The 17,939-nt window shown below is 65.8% G+C and carries 2 protein-coding genes; both read right to left on the minus strand.

Going from position 1 to position 17,939, the window contains the following annotated elements:
- Positions 1-7: 7 nt before the first annotated feature.
- Positions 8-17,038 (minus strand): leukotoxin LktA family filamentous adhesin, encoded by a 17,031-nt coding sequence (locus AB7Z56_RS30355; protein WP_354233004.1) that lies wholly within the window; start codon positions 17,036-17,038, stop codon positions 8-10.
- A 71-nt stretch (positions 17,039-17,109) separates the two neighbouring features.
- Complete coding sequence (locus AB7Z56_RS30360) at positions 17,110-17,865, minus strand: hypothetical protein (protein ID WP_063986535.1); 756 nt, start codon at positions 17,863-17,865, stop codon at positions 17,110-17,112.
- Positions 17,866-17,939 lie beyond the last annotated feature (74 nt).

Here is a 17,939-nt window from a genome sequence, read left to right on the forward strand (position 1 = left end):
AATCTCGTTACCATGCCTGTGCGAGACGGCCAACGGACGGCTTCGCCGTCTCGACCGCCGCATCCTTCCAGCCCGGGCGACCCACGCGCTGCCCCTGACGGCGCAGCTTGCGCAGGTCGCTCAGTCCCTCGATGTTGACGGCGGGACCGGAGCCGATGGTCTCGACCGGACGCGGCGTCAGCAGCGCATCGAGCCGCGCCTGGCCGGAGAGACCGAGCAAATAGAACGTCCCGCCATCCTTCTTCGCGAGCCAGGTCTCGATGCTCTCCTTGCCCTCGCCGTCGACCGGGATGTTGCGCACCATGCTGGCGCCGGTGAAGTCGTAGCAGCAGGTGTGCGTCGGCCCGTAATTGGTGACGCTCGCCGAGACGTCGCCGGTGTAGAACACCACATAGGCGTTGCTGACATTGGCGTTGCCGACCTGGCTCATCGTGAACACGCCGCCCGGCTGGTAGAGCTGGAGCGTCGGCCCGTTGGTCGGCGCCAGCGTCCGGTTGTTCAGGAACACCTGCTGGGTGGCGGTGGTGAGCATGAGCTGGCCCGGGACATAGCCGTTCAGGATCGTGACCGCATGCGCGTCGGTCCAGAAGTTTGCGTCCACCACCCTGAACTGGTTGACGATGATGCTGTCCGGATCGATCGAGATGTTGGCGGATTTCGCGACGCCGCCGTTATAGCCGGTGATGTTCATGATCAGCGGGATCGCGGGATTCGAACGGATCTGCTCGCCCCTGACGTTGATCGTGTCTGCCGCCAGGTCGAGCTCCCTCACGACGCTGACCCAGTTGATCGTCAGGTCACCCGACGACGTCATCTTGACGATGTCGCCACTGATCCGGTCGAACGAGACCGATCCGGCCACATCGAAACGCGTCTCGCCGTTGGCGGTGATCGATCCGCCGCGGAGCGAGCCCGTGTCGGACTTGACGTAGAGGTCGCCGGCATCGCCCGGGATACCGGTCGTGGTAAGCTGGCTGAAGACGATATCGTTGACGGCATGCAGGGTCTGCGTGCCGCCGCTGATGGCGGTGCCAACGGTGATCCCTCCGGCCGTCGCGGTGACGTCGAGCGTGCCGCCCGCGCTAAGATTATCCCAACGAACGACGGTGCCGCTCAGGACTGCGTTGCCGGTCGTGGCCGTGAGGTTATGACCGGTGTTGGTCCCCGCCGCGATCAGCCTCGCCGAGCCATTGGCAGAGACCGAGCCGAGCGTCGGCACGCCGCCTGACATCACCGTCTGCGCGAGGATGAAGCCGTTGTCCGCGTTGACGTTGATGCTGCCGGCGTCGCCGTTGATGCCCGTCGTCGTCAGCGCGTTGAACGTCACGTTGTCATGGGCGTGGATGGTCTGCGTGCCGCCGCTCTGCGCGGTCTGGAACGTGATGCTGCCCTGGCTTGACGTCACGCCCAGCGTCGTGCCGACATTGAGGACATTCCAGTTGACCGGACCGCTCGCGGTCAGCAGGCCCGAGCCGGTCGTGGCGGCGAGCGTGTTACCGGTGATGGTCGTGGCCGCAAGCAGCGTCGCCGAGCCGTTGGCCGAGACCGAGCCCTGGCTCGTCACGCCGCCAGACGTCACCGTCTGCGCCAGGATGAAGCCGTTGTCGGCGGTGACGTTGATGCTGCCGGCATCGCCGGTGATGCCGGTCGTCGTCAGCGCATTGAACGTCACATTGTCATGGGCGCGGATGGTCTGCGTGCCGCCGCTCTGCGCGGTCTTGAAGGTGATGCTGCCCTGGCTTGCCGTCGCGCCCAGCGTCGTCCCGGCGTTGAGCGTGTTCCAGTCGATCGGGCCGGTCGCGGTCAGCACGGCCGAGCCGGTCGTGGTGGCGAGCGTGTTGCCGGTGACGGTCGTCGCCGCGAGCAGCGTCGCCGAGCCGTGGGCCGAGACCGAGCCCAGCGTGGTCACGCCGCCCGACGTCACCGTCTGCGCCAGGATGAAGCCGTTGTCGGCGGTGACGTTGATGTTGCCGACGTCGCCGGCATTTCCGGTCGTCGTCAGCGACTTGAACGTCACATTCTGGGTCGCGTGGACCGTCTGCGAGCCGCTGCTGTCGGCGGTCCCGATGACGATGCTGCCGTTGTTCGCGACGGCAGTGAAGCTGCCGCTCGCGCCGGTCGCCGTGCCCGCCAGCACCTGGTCGAGCGTCAGCGCGCCGGTGCCGATGATGTCCACGTTGCCCTTCACCGCGGAGAGCAGGCTCGCCTCGGTGTCGGTCAGCGCCTTCAGGTGGATGCCCCCGGCGCTCGCGCTCGCCGACAATTGTACGGCGTTGAAGGCGAGCCGGCTCGTGGCACTTCCGATACCGTTCGATGCACTCAGCGACAGCTCGGCGCCCGCGCCGGATGCGACGAACTTGGTCTGGCCGTCGCCATTGTCGATGATCGCGCCCAGCGAAGCCACGCCACCGGCAGTGACGATGATCGAGGGCGCGTTCGAAGCCGCCGCATAGGACAGCGACGAATTCAGCTGGCCGATCGTCGTATCGCCCGTGGTGGTCACCGAGATCAACCCGGCCGCGTTGATGGCCGAATAGGCGCCCATCGTCAGCGTCGCGGCAACCAGGGTGACGCCGTCCGAGCTGCTGGCCGCAACCACCGGCGCAGCGCTGGTGCCAGCCCCGAAATTCATGCCGCGGTTGGCGAGCAGCTGCATCAGGCCGCCGCTGGTGATGTCGGCATTGACGGTGAGCCCGCCGCGCGCAGCGTTGAGGGTCAGCGCGCCGCCGGCCGTCAGCGTCCCATAGGTGCCGCTGGTGCCGACCATGAGATCGCCAGTGACGGCGAGGATGCTGAGGTCGCCGACCGCAGAGCCGGTCACCGCGCCGGAGATATTCACCTGCAGCGGCTGGAAGGTCGAGCCGTTGAAGCCGATGTTGCCGCCGGCGCGCAGATCGAGGTCGGCGCCCAGGATGTGGATCGCCGTACGATCGGTGAAGCCGGCCTCGGCATAGATGCTGCCGGTCGCGGCGAGCTGGATCGCATTGCCGGCGGCGATGTTGCCGAGAATGAGATCGCCGGTGGTCTGCTTCAGGTAGATGCCCTGCGCCGACGAGACCTGGTCGAGCTGGTCGTTGGACGGATCTGCGAACGCGATCTGGAGCGCGTTCGTATTGCTCGCGGGGTTGCTTCCGGCGGTCCCCGAGGGGGCACCGACATTGCCGTGCTCGGCGATCAGGGTCAGGTTGCCGATATCGCCTGATATCACGGCCCCGCTTGCGTTGGCGGAGATGCTGTTGACGGCGTCGAGCTTGACGTCGCCGCGGCCGGTCACCTCGATGCCGTTGGCCTGCGCGGCCGCGATCGGGCCGTAATTCGCGGTGACGCCGCCGAGCGCGAGGCTGTTCTTGCTGCCGAGATAGATATTCGTCAGCGCCTTGGCCGAGATCGCGATCGGGTTGTCGACGACGACGAGGTTCTGCTGCGACAGGCTGACCGTATAGGTCGTGACATGGGTCGTCGGGTCCGTGACCGCGCCGACGGTGAGCTGGCCGGGACCGGCGGTGGCGAGCAATCCCCTCTGCTCCGGCGTCAGCGACGAGGAATCGACGCTGGTGAAGGAGAACGTCTGGGGCGCTGCCGAATTACCGACCGAGCCGCGCGGCGCGTAGAGCATGATCTGGTTGGCGCTGACATTGGCGACGACGTTCTCGTCGATCGGCGGCGGCGCCGCGCCGACGGCCGACGACGACACCGTGTAGGCGAGCTGGCTCTGCGTCCACTGCGAGCCCGCGGTGATGATGCTGTAGACCCGCTCGGTCGATGCGAGCGTGTAGCTGTAATTCACATTATAGGCGCCAAGCGCCGTCTGCAGCGCCGTATTGCTCGGCATGCGCTGATTGGCTGTCGCCACGCCGTCGAACAGCTTGGTGAACAGGGTCGACGACAGCGAGCTGCCGAACACGGTCCCCAGCGGATCTGTGGGCGCGCTGCCCAGCAACGTCGTCAGCGAGGTCCTGAGCTCGTCGGTGCTGATCTTGCCGAGCAGGAACTGGTCCCTCAGGAACCGCGTCGTGGCCTCGGTCTTCATCTGCGTCGTCGTGACGTTCGCGGGATCGATGCCGAGCTTGGCAGCCACCTGCGCCCGCAGCACCGTCTGCCCCACCGAGGTCGGGTTGTAGGTGCTGCCGTTCGGGAAGGCGATGTTCTTGAGCTGGAAGTAGTCGTTGTAGGCCGACGTCACCATCGACTGGTAGCTGTTGACGGCGTTGGTGGCGGCATTGCCGCTGAGCAGGTCGAGGCTCGCCTGAACGTCCTGAAGATGCTGGCTCTGCGCCTGGGTCAGACCAACCGCCGCCCGGCCGTTCAGGATGTTGGCCGGGTTGTTGTCGGAGCCCGCCGCCTCAAGGAAGACCGGGCCACCGGTCGACTGGACCGTGCCGAGGCGCAAATCGCCCTTGGACTGGATGATGTAGGTGCCGGTGGCCGAGGCGCTGTCGAGAACACCACCATCGACGCTGCCGTTGGCCTGAATCGTCCCCGTCGCCTGGATCACCAGCGGATTGATGTTGGTCAGGGTGGATGCACCATTGACGACGGCGCTCTTCGCGCCGATCGCACCGGAGGTGGAGTTGATCTCGATGTTCTTGCCGATCACGACGGGATTGGCGACGTTGTAGGCGGACGCCGAGTTGATGTCGCCGGTCGCCGAGAGGAAGACGCTGCCCTGCGGCGTCGCGCCTCCCGAGTTCACCTTCACCTGGTTGATCGACAGCGCGCCGATGGCCGAGATCGCGATGTCGCGGTCGATCGAGCTCGCGGTCAGGCTGCCGCCATAGAGCTGCACCTGGACGGGCGCCTTGGTGGTGCCGAGCGTGCCGATACCGCCGTCACCCCGAAGCGTCACGCTCGTCCCCGAGATCACCGGGTTGTTGGCATTGGCGGCGACCGTGATGGACGAGTTGGCGCCGGTGGCGGCAAGCGTCGTCGTGCCCTGCTGGTTGTTGATCGACCCGTTGATGACGATGCCCGAGGTCGAATTGACCACGACGTCGCTGCTACTGCCGCCGATGAACTTGATGTTGATCGGGTTCGACGCCTTGACCGTGTTGGTCAGCGTGAGCGTCAGGTGATCATAGATCGCCTGGTACCAGTTGTACTGGGCGTCCGCGCCGCAGCACGCGTTGGAATGGGTGTTGAGTCCAACGGGGCTCCCATCCGGGTTCACGCCTCCCGCCCAGTGATAGCTGCCTGTGGCGGTGGTGACTTTCTGATAGTTGCTGCTCTGCGTGCCTGAAACCAGGTTGGTCGAGCGGGTCCAGTTCTCGCCGGTGACCTGATTGGGCGTGAAGCTCCAGCCGTAGTCGAACTGCGTGCTGGTGGGTAGACGATCCAGCGTCGCGGTGTCGACCCATTGATAGAGCATGTTCTCCTGCGTCCGGTACTGGACGCCCGCCGTACCGGTCCTGGCCGTAAGCATCGACGGGTCGATCGCGGCCGCAGTGACACTGTTGGTCTCGTACCGCGACACCTGCTGACTGCTTGCAGCCTTGGGATCGTAAACCCACCACGTCGTCTTCCCCTTGAGCTGGTCGACGATCTCGACCACGCTCTGGGCAGTGACGCTGGTATTGATGGTGTTGGTGACCAGCTGGAGCCCGCTGGTGTTGTTGACGGTGACCGTGCCGGCGCCGCCTTTGATCTCGATGTTACCCTGGGTCTGGGTGCTGTCGGTCGAGGTCGAGATGATCTTGCCGTTGAGGTAGACGTAGCCGCCGGCGCCCTGCGCCACGCCATTCAGGATGAGCTGGTCGGTGAGAGCGTTGTACCTGACCCCGATCTTGGCGTCGCCGCTGGCCGACGCCGTCACGGAGCCCGAGATGTCGTAATAGACGCCGTTCCGCGCATTGGCCTGGGCCGCGGCAAAATCCGCGCCGCCGTTGCGGTTCTTGAGGCCGTTGCTGCCGTAGATGGCATCGTACGCCGCGGCGCCGATGTCGACCGAGTAATTGCTGCTCGAGCCGGCCTGGATGGTGCCGTTGATGTTGATCACCGACGCCGAGATGATGACCGCCTGGCCGCTGATGGTCCGGGTGGCAGTCGCGGTGGCCGGCGCGTCCGCGGTCTTCGGCGTGATCGCATCCGGCTGGATGTTGATCACCTGGAAGAAGCCCGAGCTGTCGCAGGCTGACGCACAGTTGAACGGCGTCTTGTACGGACCGCTATCGGTGTAGACGTTGCGGCCGTCATAAGTCGTTTTCTTCCACTGCGCGAGCACGACATTGGACGAGTCCTGCGACTGCCCCTCGATGATCTTGAGGGTCGCGATGTCAGGCACGCTGCCGGCATCGGGAGTGCTGGTGTTCCCAGGCGTACCCCTGCCCACCGGCAGGAAGATCGATGAATAGAGCGAGGTGCCGTCGTAATACGTCATCAGCATGCGCGCGGTGAAGATCGTGCTGGCGTCGGCGTTGCCGACGGGTTGATACACGCCGTGGCTGCCGTCGGTGCAGCAGTAATAGAAATAGGGGTGATCGGTTCCCGAAGCGATATGCGGAGCGGTATAGTAGTCGCCGTAGGCGCCGAGATAGGTCGCCGCCGTCATCACCGCGGTCAGCGTGTCTTCCGGCCTGTTTTCAGTGGTGGCCCATTGCGAGGTGACCGCGCTGCCGCTGTCGTAGAAGCTCCCGATACCGCCGAGGAAGGTGAAGGTGCCTTTGGGCACCACGATCTGGACGGTCGCGGCACTGAGCGACTGCGATGCGACGACGCTGCCGAGATTGTTGATGATCTTGAGCAGGCCGTTCGCGTTGTTGACGGCGCCGTTGAAATAGATGTCGGGCGTGCGGGTCAGCACGTTGCCGCTCTGGTCGATGCCTTGACCGGAGTCAGGATCCAGGCGGTTGTAGGTGGCCGAGACGTCGATGACCGGCGTCGCGCTCGGCATCGCGGTGAAGGTCACATTGGAGTGCGAATCCGGGTCGACATGGTCGATCTGGCGGTAGGTGATGTTGCCTCCGGTCACATCTGTGACCGTGAGGTTGGCCAGGCTCATAAAGTCGAGGCCCTTGTTCTCGATCTTGATCAACGGCGAGCTGCGCGCGATGACCGCGGGCGCGGCCGGGTTCGTGCCGCTGTTGCCGGTGAGCTTCTGGGCCAGGATCGAGACGTTGCCGGCGGACACCATGATGTCGCCGAACGCGAAGGCGTTGCCGGGCGCGTCGGAGGTAAACGGCGCCTGCTTGATCAACGTGTCGATCTGGCGCTGCTTGTCGCCGGTCGGGTCGGTGCCGGTCGGCGACATGCTGGCAGGCGCCGTGGGCGTCGCCGCCGCGAGCTGGGAGCGGACCTGCGCCTCGGTCAAGCCGGTCAGCGACGCCAGCTGGTTGACCACCAGCTGGTAAGGATTGAAGTTGCCGACGACGGCATACTGGACCGTCTGATGGTTCCAGCTCATCACCGGGCTCAAGTGATTGACGTCAGAGACGAGCTCGAGGACCGACGAAGAGCCGTTTGTCAGCAGGGAATAGGGACTGGTCGTGCTCAGTGTCGGCGCGGTCGCACCGAGCTCGATCGTAATCGTCAAATCGTTATTGACGCCCGCCACCACCAAGCCGTTGAGCGCGACATCGCCGGTTCCGCTGGTGTGGCTGTGGTTGTCGCTGTTCTTGGCGCTGAAGATGTCCAGATACGGATTGTAGTTGCTGCCGTTTCCGGCCGCCGTGACCTGCCCTTGCGTTGCACCGAGATAGATGTCGCGCGCGCCGAGGATGCTCGAGGTGGGGGCCAGCGTTAGGCTCGTGGTGTCGTCGGCATTGGCCGTGCCGCGATAAAGCGTGGAGATCGGAACGGCGGTATTGTTGTAGACGACCGTCGTCGCCGTCGCCTGCACGCTGCTGAAGACGGTGCCGTCGCCGGCGAGGCCCGCGTAGATGGTGATGTCGCGCCAGGCCGCGATCTTCGCGTTGTCGCCGACATTGACGGACTGGTTGGCGTGGACCCAGCTGTTGGTGCTGGCGCCGACGCCCGCGATCGCGCCGTAGAGGCTGGCATTGGCGTTGTTCGCCGCCGCCATCTTCGCGGCCGTGCCGATATAGATCTTGCCCACGCTGAACAGCTCGCGGGCATTGATGTTGACCGCGAGCGTGGCGTTCGCCGTCATGTTGGATTCGGCGCCGCCGCCGGCGAAGAAGCTGGCCGTGGCGAGGCTCGCCGTATCGTTGGTGTTCAGCGTGTTGTAGGCCTCGATATTGATGAACGCCGCCGACGTCCGCGGATCGCCGTTGAGGCTCAGCACCGTGCCGGCGCCGATATTGGTGGTGACGGTCTGGGTGACGTGGGAGTCACTGAGCGCAGCAGCCCCCGAGAACGAGCCGCCTGAGCCCGAACGTGCGCCGCCGCCGCCCTGGGTGACGATGTCGTTGGAGATGACGACCATGTTGCCGCCCGCCGAATTGATGATCAGGTGGGTTCCGATCTCGGCAGTGGTGGTCGAGTCGACGTCGTTCTGCGCCTTGCCGGCGGAGACACCGGCCGTCGAGGCCTGATAGGCGTCGCCGCTGGCGGCGTAATTCGTGGTGTGCTTGGCATTGATGCGGAGGCCGCCGAAGTAGAGCGTGTCGTCCGTCGCGCCACCGTCGAACCGTGCGTTGGTCACGGCGGTCGAGCTGGTCGTCGCGACCGCCGCCGCGCCGGCATAGGTGCCGCCCGCGCCGACCGTCGCGTTGGACACGTTGGTGTCCGTGCCGGTGGCCGTGATCCGGAGGATGCCCGTGTAATTGCTGTGATTGAGATTATCCATATCGGCGGGCGCACCCAGATAGGCATAGGTGTGCGCGTTCGACGACGTTTGCGCGACCGTCGCACCGAGCGCCAGGAAGCCGCTCGAAAGGCCCGTCCCCTCGGCGTATTGGGCGCTGTCGTTCTCGGCCGCGATGGTGACGTCGGCGTTGGGAAGCCGGATCCCCGTCCCGCCATAGGCGCTCACCGTCGCGTTCTCGGACGCCACGGCAAGGCTGCCCTGTGCGCCGATCAGCGAGCCGCCGCCGCCGGCGAGCGCCTTGGCCCACGTCGTGGTGCCGACGGTCGGAACCAGCGCCATGGCGGTTACCGCGAGCGCACCGCCCGAGAAGCTGACGTTGTCGCCGACATCGGCCGTAACCGTGGCGCCGACCGTGGACTTGGCGATGGCGACGCCGACGGCACCGCCACCGACCGAGACGCCGATTGCCTCGCTCGACAGGTTGGGCGCGATCGACGCCGACACCAGCGTGCCGACGCCGGCCGCCGACGTCGTGATCGAGGCACTGCTGCCGATCTCCGCCAACACGGACGAGTTCTCGTGGGCCTCCGCATCCGCACCGACGCCCGCGACGATGCCGCCGCCAAGTGCTGTGGACGTCGTGGTCAAGGTGCCGGCGCCGCTTGCTCCAACTGCCAGAGTCGTGACGTTGACGGTGGAGCCGTTCAGAACCCTCGCAGCGACCGAGCTCGTTCGGCTTGCCGACGCGACCGAAGCGCCGACAGCCACGGCGCCGCCGGTGACGCCGCCGGTGAAGACCACCTGGGTCGTCGAATCCTGCGCCATGACGGCGGCGCCAGTGCCGGTGCCGCCCGTGCCGGTGATCTGGCCGCCAAGCATCGCCACCACGGAGTTGCTGACATTGCCGACCGCGACAGCCGCATCGGCGCCGAAGTAGAGCGCCGCACCGCCGGCGATCGCCTCGGTGTCGATGGTCTTGCCGGCATAAGGTCCGGTGGTCGCGTCCTTGACCACCGCCGCAACGGTGACAATCGGTGCCGAGATGGCCAAAGGCGTATCTGCGGCCACCAGCACGCCGGAGCCGTTGCGTCCGTAGTCACTCAGATTGGCGAGCACGGTGCTGTTGACGCTGGTGTAGCCAATGCCGGCCCCGATGCCGACATTTTTCGCAAAGCCGGCGCCGAGCAGATACATCTTGGCCGCATTGGCGCTGGTGGCAGTGACATTGACCTGCGTGCCCGTGACGTTGCCGCCAGCGATCTGCGCGACGACGGCGTCGTTGCCGCCGCTCAGCACGCTGCTGACGTCGTAGGTCGAGCTGACGTTGGCATTGTTCGGATTGCCGGCCGTGCCGCTGGCGACCGCGTTGCTGCCTTGCGTGTGGTTGGTGCCGTTGTTCACGGACGCGATGGTGCCGTTGTTGCCCTGATTGAGCTGGCCGGTCTGCTGGCCCTGGGTGTCCGCATCGGCGGTGTTGGTGCCGATGATGATGACTCCGACCGTCGCGCCGATACCGACGCTGCCGCCGATGCCCGCGGTGACCGCGTAGGACAGCACCTCCTTGGTGCTGAGCGCATTGACGTTGATCGCGCCAGCCGAGTTCAGATTACTGTTGCGGCTTTCTGCAATGGTCTGGCTCTTGAAGCTGATGACGTTGGCGGCGGCGCCGATGCCGACCCCTGCCCCGCTGGCGCCAACCGCGAGCGCCCCCGCGATCTCCTTGATCGCCACGTCCTCGGTCGCGTTGATGGTGACCGCGCCGGCCGCACCGCCCGTCACCGATTGTAACGTGGTGTCGTAGACGCCGGCGATGGTGGTGTTGTTGGCGATCTCGATGTTCGCCATGCCGGCGATCGCCGCCGTGCCGGTCGAGAGCGCACCGCCGATCGCATAGGCCTCGAAGCGATTCTTGGTGGTGGCCTCGACGTCGAGCGCGCCGCTCAGATTGAGCGCGGTCGTGTGTGCGGCGCCATTGCCCTGATAGTGGAATTCGTCGCCGACATAGGCCTCGGTCCGGTTCGAAGAGACCTGGACCAGGAACGCCGCGCCGATCGCGGCCTGGCTGCCATAGGCCCCGGAGCCGTTCGCGGAGAAGATGCCGGTGTTGTTGGTGGCGTTCACCGTCAGCGATGCGGCCGTCAGCGCGCCACCATCGACATAGGCTTCCGTCGTCGCCTGGAAGACGTTCAACCCGACCGAGCCAGTGTTGAAGCCGATCGCGATCGAGGACGCGTCCTGCTCGGCATTGGCCTTCACGGTGACGGCGCCGACCGTCGCGCTCGACGACTGCACGCCGCCGACAGTCGAATTGGTGATGTAGGCGAACGTTCCGCGCTGCATCGTGGTGCTGATGATAGTGGCACCGCCGCCGCCGTTGCCGGTCGGAGCCACGATGCCGGCACCGAACGCGCCGGAATAGGAGAAACTCGACGCGGCAACCTCGATCTGCGGCGCCAGCGTCGACGAGGTCAGGCGTGTGTCGATGGAAGCACTGTCGATATAGGCCCTGGTCTCCCCGCTCATCACGTTGGTGATCGGGTTGATCATGATGGCGATGCCGCTGCTCGCGGCGACCGACGCGACGTTGGTCACGACCGCCTGGTGCGAACTCGCGACCACGGCAAGGCCGCGCAGGATGTCCTGGTTCTCGGAGAGATCGGGCGTCGAGTCGGTCGGCGCGTGGGCGGCGCCGAGATCGAAGGCATGCACCAGCGTGCCGTTGTTGACCGACAGCGTATCGGTGGTGCTGGTCCCGAGCGCGTCGACCTTGGTGCTCGCCCCGCTGATATAGGCCGCCGTCGTCCCGGTAATCTGATTGGTGACCAGCGAGCCGGCACCGCCGGCAGCGCCCTTGCTGATCGACACGGCACCCGCAAACACGGCCGCCTTGTCGTTGTTGCCGGCGATCACCGCGACGTTGTTGGTCGCGGTGACGTCGGCGCCGTTGATCCCGTTGGTGCCGGCGGCGGTGATGCTGGCGGTGACGTTGGTGCCCATCAGATTGGTGGCGACCGAACCGGCCAGCCCGACCTGCGAGGACATCGCGATACCGACGGCGACGGTCGAGATGCTGGCGTTCGAGTTCGCACCGACCGCGACATTGCCCGAAGCGGTCAGCTTGGACCCGGTCACGCCAGCGCTGACGTTGTTGGCGATGCTGCTGTAGACGAGCGCAAGGCCCGCCGCGCTGCCCTGCGTCGAGGCGCCCGCGACGGCGGCAGTTCCGATAATGCTGGAATTGTCGGTCGCGTTGACTGAAATGTTGCGGGCCGTGACGGACGATTGCGTCGTGCTGGACAAATTGTTGCCGATGGCCGCCGAAACGGTGTTGGCGATCGAGCTGATCGTGGTGCCGCCGACGCCGGCGAACTGGCCGGTCGCAAGGCCGAAGCCGATCGTGACCGCCTGGATCTTGGAGGAATCCACCGCGCTCACGCTGACATTGCCGTTGCTGCCGGCCGTCATCAGGACGTTGGCGATATAGGCCGAATGCGTGGTCGCGATCGTGTTGTAGACGATCGAGGCGCCGACATTGTTCTTGCCGGCCTGGATGAGGCCCGCAACGGAGACGATGCTGGCGCCCGGACCGTTCCCCGTGCCGTCGTTGAGCGCAGCCGCGCTGAAGTCGATGCAGTTCTGCCCGCCCGTGCCACCGGCGACCGTGCAGGTATCCGACGCGAGAAGATTGTTGTTCGACTTCTTGACGAGGTTGCCGAGCGCAGTGTCGAGCGCCGACACCGCGCCGCTGTCCGCCAGCACCGTCACGCGGCCGACATTGATGCTCACCGTCGAGCCGCTGTTGATATAGGCTGTCGTGGTCGGCGTGATCTCGCTGACGACGATCGCGCCGGCAAGTCCGTTGGCGCTGGCCCCGCCCCCGCCTGAGGCCGCACCGGCCGCAATCACGCTGGCGCTGTCGGCCATCACCAACAGGGTGTCGTAATTCGAGATCGCCGTGCTGCGGATATGCGCATCGGTCGCGTTTCCGCCCGTGGGATCGGCGATCGAGGCATAGGTCAGCCCGATGCCGACGCCGGCCTGACCGCCCGAAATATAGAGCGAGCCGCCGCCGATCGCGATGTTCGTGGTCTGGTAGGCGTCGACCTCGAGCGCGCGATTGACGCCGCTCGCCTGCCCCGTGATCGTCGAGCTCTCGATATAGGCGTTGGCGCTGTCGGTGATGATGCCGACCGAGGCCGACAGCGACGCCGCGTTGGATTTCGATCCCGCCACGCCGATGGCGACGACGGTCTCCGAGCCGCCATTGAGCGCCTGCACCGTCACCGAACTCTGGTTGTTCATGGTGGTGCCGTAGATATAGGCGAGCGTCGCATTGTTCGACATCGCCGCCGCGATCGCGCCGCCGATCGCAGCCCCCGTGGCGGACCCTCCGGCCAGATTGAGCGCCGCCGAGCCCGAACCATTGTTGAGCATGGTGTCGTTCAGCGCCTGAACGATCGTGTTGGTCAGCACGGCGCCGGTCGTGGTGTACTTGTTGACCGTCGTGTTCCTGATATAGGCGCTTGTGCGGAGCGAGACGTCGCTCACCGACGAGCTGCCGGCGAGATCGAGGCTGAAGCCGCTGGTGCTCGATCCCGAGGTCGAACCGATCTTGCCCGCCGCCGTCGTCACGCCGGCTGCGCCTCCGGTCGAGGCGGCGCCGGCAGCGCCTGCCTTGTCGGAGAAGCTGGACGATGCCGGATCGGAGACGGCTGCTGCGACGGCGGCCGCGGTGATGCGTCCCGAAGTGGTCGCGCTGAGTGTCAGATTGTCGACATTGACCGCCCCGCTTCCGCCGCTGGTGCCGGCGAACGGATCGTTGGCGCTGAACACGCCGGGCCGGATGTCGGAATGGTTGTCGCCGATATAGGCGGAGGTGTCGGTGTTTGCGCCGAGATAGGCGACCGACAAGCCGACCGCCGAACCGCCGCTCCCGTTATAGCTCATCGCGCCGGACAGCGTCACGACCGACAGATCCTGCTGCGCCAGAATGCCGACGGTCGGGGCATAGACGGTGGCCTGGCTCGAGATCGACGCGTGCGTCGAGTTGTTCAGGAAACCGAGCGAAGTGATGCCGTTCAGCGCCAGCGTGCCGGCAGCCTTGCCGGACGACGGTGCGACAGCGACGAACCGGTCGGAAGTGATCGCGTTGACGGCGATGTCGTCCGCCGCACGCAGCGTCGCACGGTCCGAAACGCCGGCGATGGTATTGGTGTTGAACTGGACGAGATTGAGCGCGCCGCCGACGGAGGAGCCGCCCGAGGTGTTGCCGAACAGGAAGCCGAGCGTGCCGACATTGCCGGCGGCGTCGATCGACGCCGTGGTCGTGGTGGCCGCGATCTGGAGGCTGGCGTTGTAGGTATGGACGTCGCCATTGTCCATCCCGACCGACCAGCCGGTGCCACTGCCGCAGGCCGCGGTCGCGCAGGTTGTCGTCAGGCTCGCGCTGCCGGCCACCCACGCCGTCGTGTTGTTGTTCACGACGAAATGGTTCAGCGAACCGGCGATGCCGATCGTGTCGCCAGCGTCCGCGGTGGCATTGGCGTAGCTGGTCAGGATGTTGCCGCCGACGCCGAGATTGCCGTTGAGGTGGCTCAGCACCGCGCCCAAACCATCCCACTTCAGCCAGGTGTTGGTGATCGGCAATTCGGTGGTGGCATCGACGGCGATATTCGCCGCGTTGACCAGGGTTCCGCCGCCGATATAGGCGTTCGAATTGTGGGTGAAATTGCCCCAGGCGACGGCCGCGCTGATCGCGGTGCTCTCGCCGGACACCGGGTCCTTCGTGATCGCGCTGGACGTCGCATTGCTGCGAACGCCGCGATCGATGACGTTGCTGGCGACGGCGACGTTGCCGCTGGCATAGATGCTCGGCGCGCCGCCGCTCGGATTCTGCGCGATCGCAGCGGTTGCGCTCTGCGTGCTGTTGGCCAGCGAGAGCGCGCCTGCGACTTTGAAATCGAAGCTCAACGGCATCAGCGAGCCCATATGGTCCCTGATGATCGACGTCGGCGCGGTGACGGCACGCAGTCCTCTTTCGATTGCCGCGATCAGTGCCGGGAGGCCGGCGATGGACGAAGCCATCGTGGAATTGAGCGTGGTATCGGACGTCGCTTCGACCAGAACGGACCCGTTCATTCGGTTGTTGACATCGGTTCCGAGCGATGCGCCGAGCGTTGCGGTCGCGGATGTCGTGATGTCGCTGATGGCGAATGCCCCGCCGACGGCGCCGCTCGCCCCCGTCCCGGGTGCCGCCACCGACGTTGCGCTGGTCGAGAACGAGTTGTTGTTAATCGCGCGCACCTTCAGGGTGCTGCCGCTCGTGTTCACCGTGCCGGCAGCAATATGCGCGCCGGTCGCGACGTTTGCGGTCGTCGTCACCGATCCCGTGGAATAGGCCACCGTCGGGACAATCTGCGCACTCGTCGACGCCGCGAGGGCCGAGATGGCGATGGTCGCATCATTGAGCGCCTTGATCTCGAGGTTGCCGCCGGCGTTGACCGTCGCGCCCGAGGCCACGTTGGTCGTGGCAGTGCCGTCGATCTTGCCGACGACCACGCCGGCCGCGACCGGCGTGAGGCTGCCGAGCAAGGTGGAGGCGACCGCCGGATCCGACGCGGTCTCCGTGGCGTGTGCGGAAATGGTCACATCGCCGCGCCCGTTGATGTCGGCATGGCTGTTGATGTTGATGGTCGCCGTGGCGCTCGCCGCGACATAGCCGCCATTGAGCCCGAGCAGCGAGGCGGCAAGCGTCGAGCCGACAAGCGCGAAATCACCGGCCACCGAACCGTTCAGGAAACTCGACACGGCCGTCGAGGTCGCGCTGATCGAGACGATGCCGCCGGTAATCTTGCCGTCGACCGTGATCGACGTCGCGGCGGTGGCCTGGCCGGACAGCTTGATGTCGCTCGCCGTTGCCCTCAGCGTCACGTTGCCGTCGGCGTAGGTGGTCCCGCCGAAGTTGACCGACTGGGCCAGGATCTGCGCGCCATTCATGATCTCGATGTTCGGCGCGTCGATGATGACGTTGTTGGCGTTGCCGGTCGAATGGCCGGAGCCATCGAGACGGCGGGCATCGATCATCGCATGCGCGGCGAGCGTGATGGAATGATCGGCCTGGATGAGGTAGTCGGCACCGGCGCTGAGCCCGGCGAGCGCATTCACGATGGAGCTGTTCGACAGCGTCACGCCGGTGTCGCCCTGAGCGGCATCACCCACGACCACGTCGGTCGGGTCGATCAGCAGCGTGCCGGCCTTGCCGTTGTCCGCACTGAGGTCGACCTTGATGCCTTTCCCAATGTCGATGATCCCGTTCGCGCTGAAGTCGACGAGACCGGCATTGCCCGTCTTCGCGCTGGCATCGAACCTGGCGCCGCCCGCGACGGTCAGGTTCTGCGCCGCCTTCAGGCGGATCTCTCCGGCATTGCCGTTTGCGCTTGCGATGTTGAGATTGGCCTTCTTGCCGACATCGATGTTGTTGCCGGCCTGAACCGTGATGTTGCTCGGCGTCGCGCTCTTGCTTTGCGCGGTGAGACGCCCGTTGACCCTGGCATTGTTGACGGCGCCGATATGGATCGAGCCGTTGCTCACGGTAATCGCGCTGGCGCTGCGCAGGCCCTTGGAGTTGACGGAGGCTGCGAACTTCGCGGCGTGGTCGAGATTGGCGATGTCGCGCTGGGTGGCGCCGCCGACAAAGACGTTCTGCCCGGTCAGGCGCACGCCGTCGATCGCGTTGATGCGGCCATAGATACGGATGTTGCCGTCGGGCGAGACCGGAAACGACCCGGCCATCAGGTTGCCGACCGCCGACTGGTTGATCGCCCCGCCCGCGCCAATCAGGCTGTCGGTGAACTCGCGCGTCGGCGTCGAGACGTTGAGGCTGCCGACATTCACCGTGCCGCTGCGGCCGACCACGAACCCCTTGGGGTCGGCGAAATAGACGTTACCGCCGATCGCGCCGTTCATGTAGGAGTTCAGCGTGCCATTGACGTAGACCGGGGCGTCGCGAACGATGTTGACGAGGTTCTGCGTGCCGGTCGGCAGCTGCAGATTGACGGTGTTGCCCTGCCCGACGCTGAACTGCGAGAACGAGTTGAAGGCGTTGTTGCCCGAAATCGTCGACGTCGTGACGTTGGTCACGCTGCCGGAGGTTTGCAAGGACGTGCCCGTGCGCCCATCCGGGGTGATGACGTTCGCCGTCTGTGCCTGCAGGCGGACGCTGAACACCGGCAGGAAGACCATCTGCATCGCGCAGAGCAGCGACATCGAACGGAAGCGTGCCAGCCCCCGCAGCGTCGTCAGCCCGTCGTTGTGTCGCGTCGCAGATGGTCCGCGCATGTCATATCCTCTTCATCGGCATTGGCGCCGATCCACAACCGGGTGGGAGAATGTCGTGAGGTCGTCCGGCATCAGAACTGGCCGGGCGGCAGCTTGAAGATGTCGGGGCTCTTGGCGTCGGCCACGTAGAACAGCAGCAGGCTGGTCGGGGTCAGCACACGCTGGTTGTTCTCCTTGTTCTCGAACGTGCCCTGCAGAAGCAGGATCACCGAGCGATCCTTGGCGTCGCTGCCACGGAACATCACGATGCCGCCGGCGACGGGCATGTTCATCGCGATCGAATCGGGCTTGAAGCCTTCGCCCATGAAATGGGCGCGCAGGATGTTGGCGTTGGAGAACAGCTTCTCCGGCGTCATCGCCGTGTCGGTCCCTTTCGACCAGACCGCGCCGATCTGGATCAGCGACTTGGACTTGTAGCCGAACACATAAGAGAGCTCGGCAGTCCCGCCGTTCGGCAGCAGCTCGGGAACGGAGAGCAGCAGGCTGTGCGTCAGCTCGGACGCGTTGTCCTGCGCCCTGATCGCGTCGGGCTTGGCGCTGAAGTCCTTGGTCATCGCCGCGCGCACGTCGGATTCGTTCATGCCGAATTTGGCGGAGCGGAAGCCGTCGATCGCCTTGGCCGTCTTGTCGTCCGCACCGGCGGTCGGCGTCTCGGTCGCAGCAGCGACCGGCGCACCGGCGGCGGCAGCCGGCGGCGCACCGGCAGCGGCGGCTCTGGGTGCCGGCGCAGCCTTCTGCTTCGGCACTACTCCCTGAGCCGCGAGCGGCCCGGCTGCAACTGAGGTCAGCAGGCCCACGAGGGCCGGAAGAAGATAGATTTTGCGCATCGACAACCTTCGAAACAAACCTGAAACAACGCTTCAAAAAATCAGCCGCTCAGAAATCGACTTCTCCGAACCGT

Source organism: Bradyrhizobium sp. 482_C4_N1_8, from assembly GCF_052075965.1.
In the GTDB taxonomy this organism is placed as follows: domain Bacteria; phylum Pseudomonadota; class Alphaproteobacteria; order Rhizobiales; family Xanthobacteraceae; genus Bradyrhizobium; species Bradyrhizobium barranii.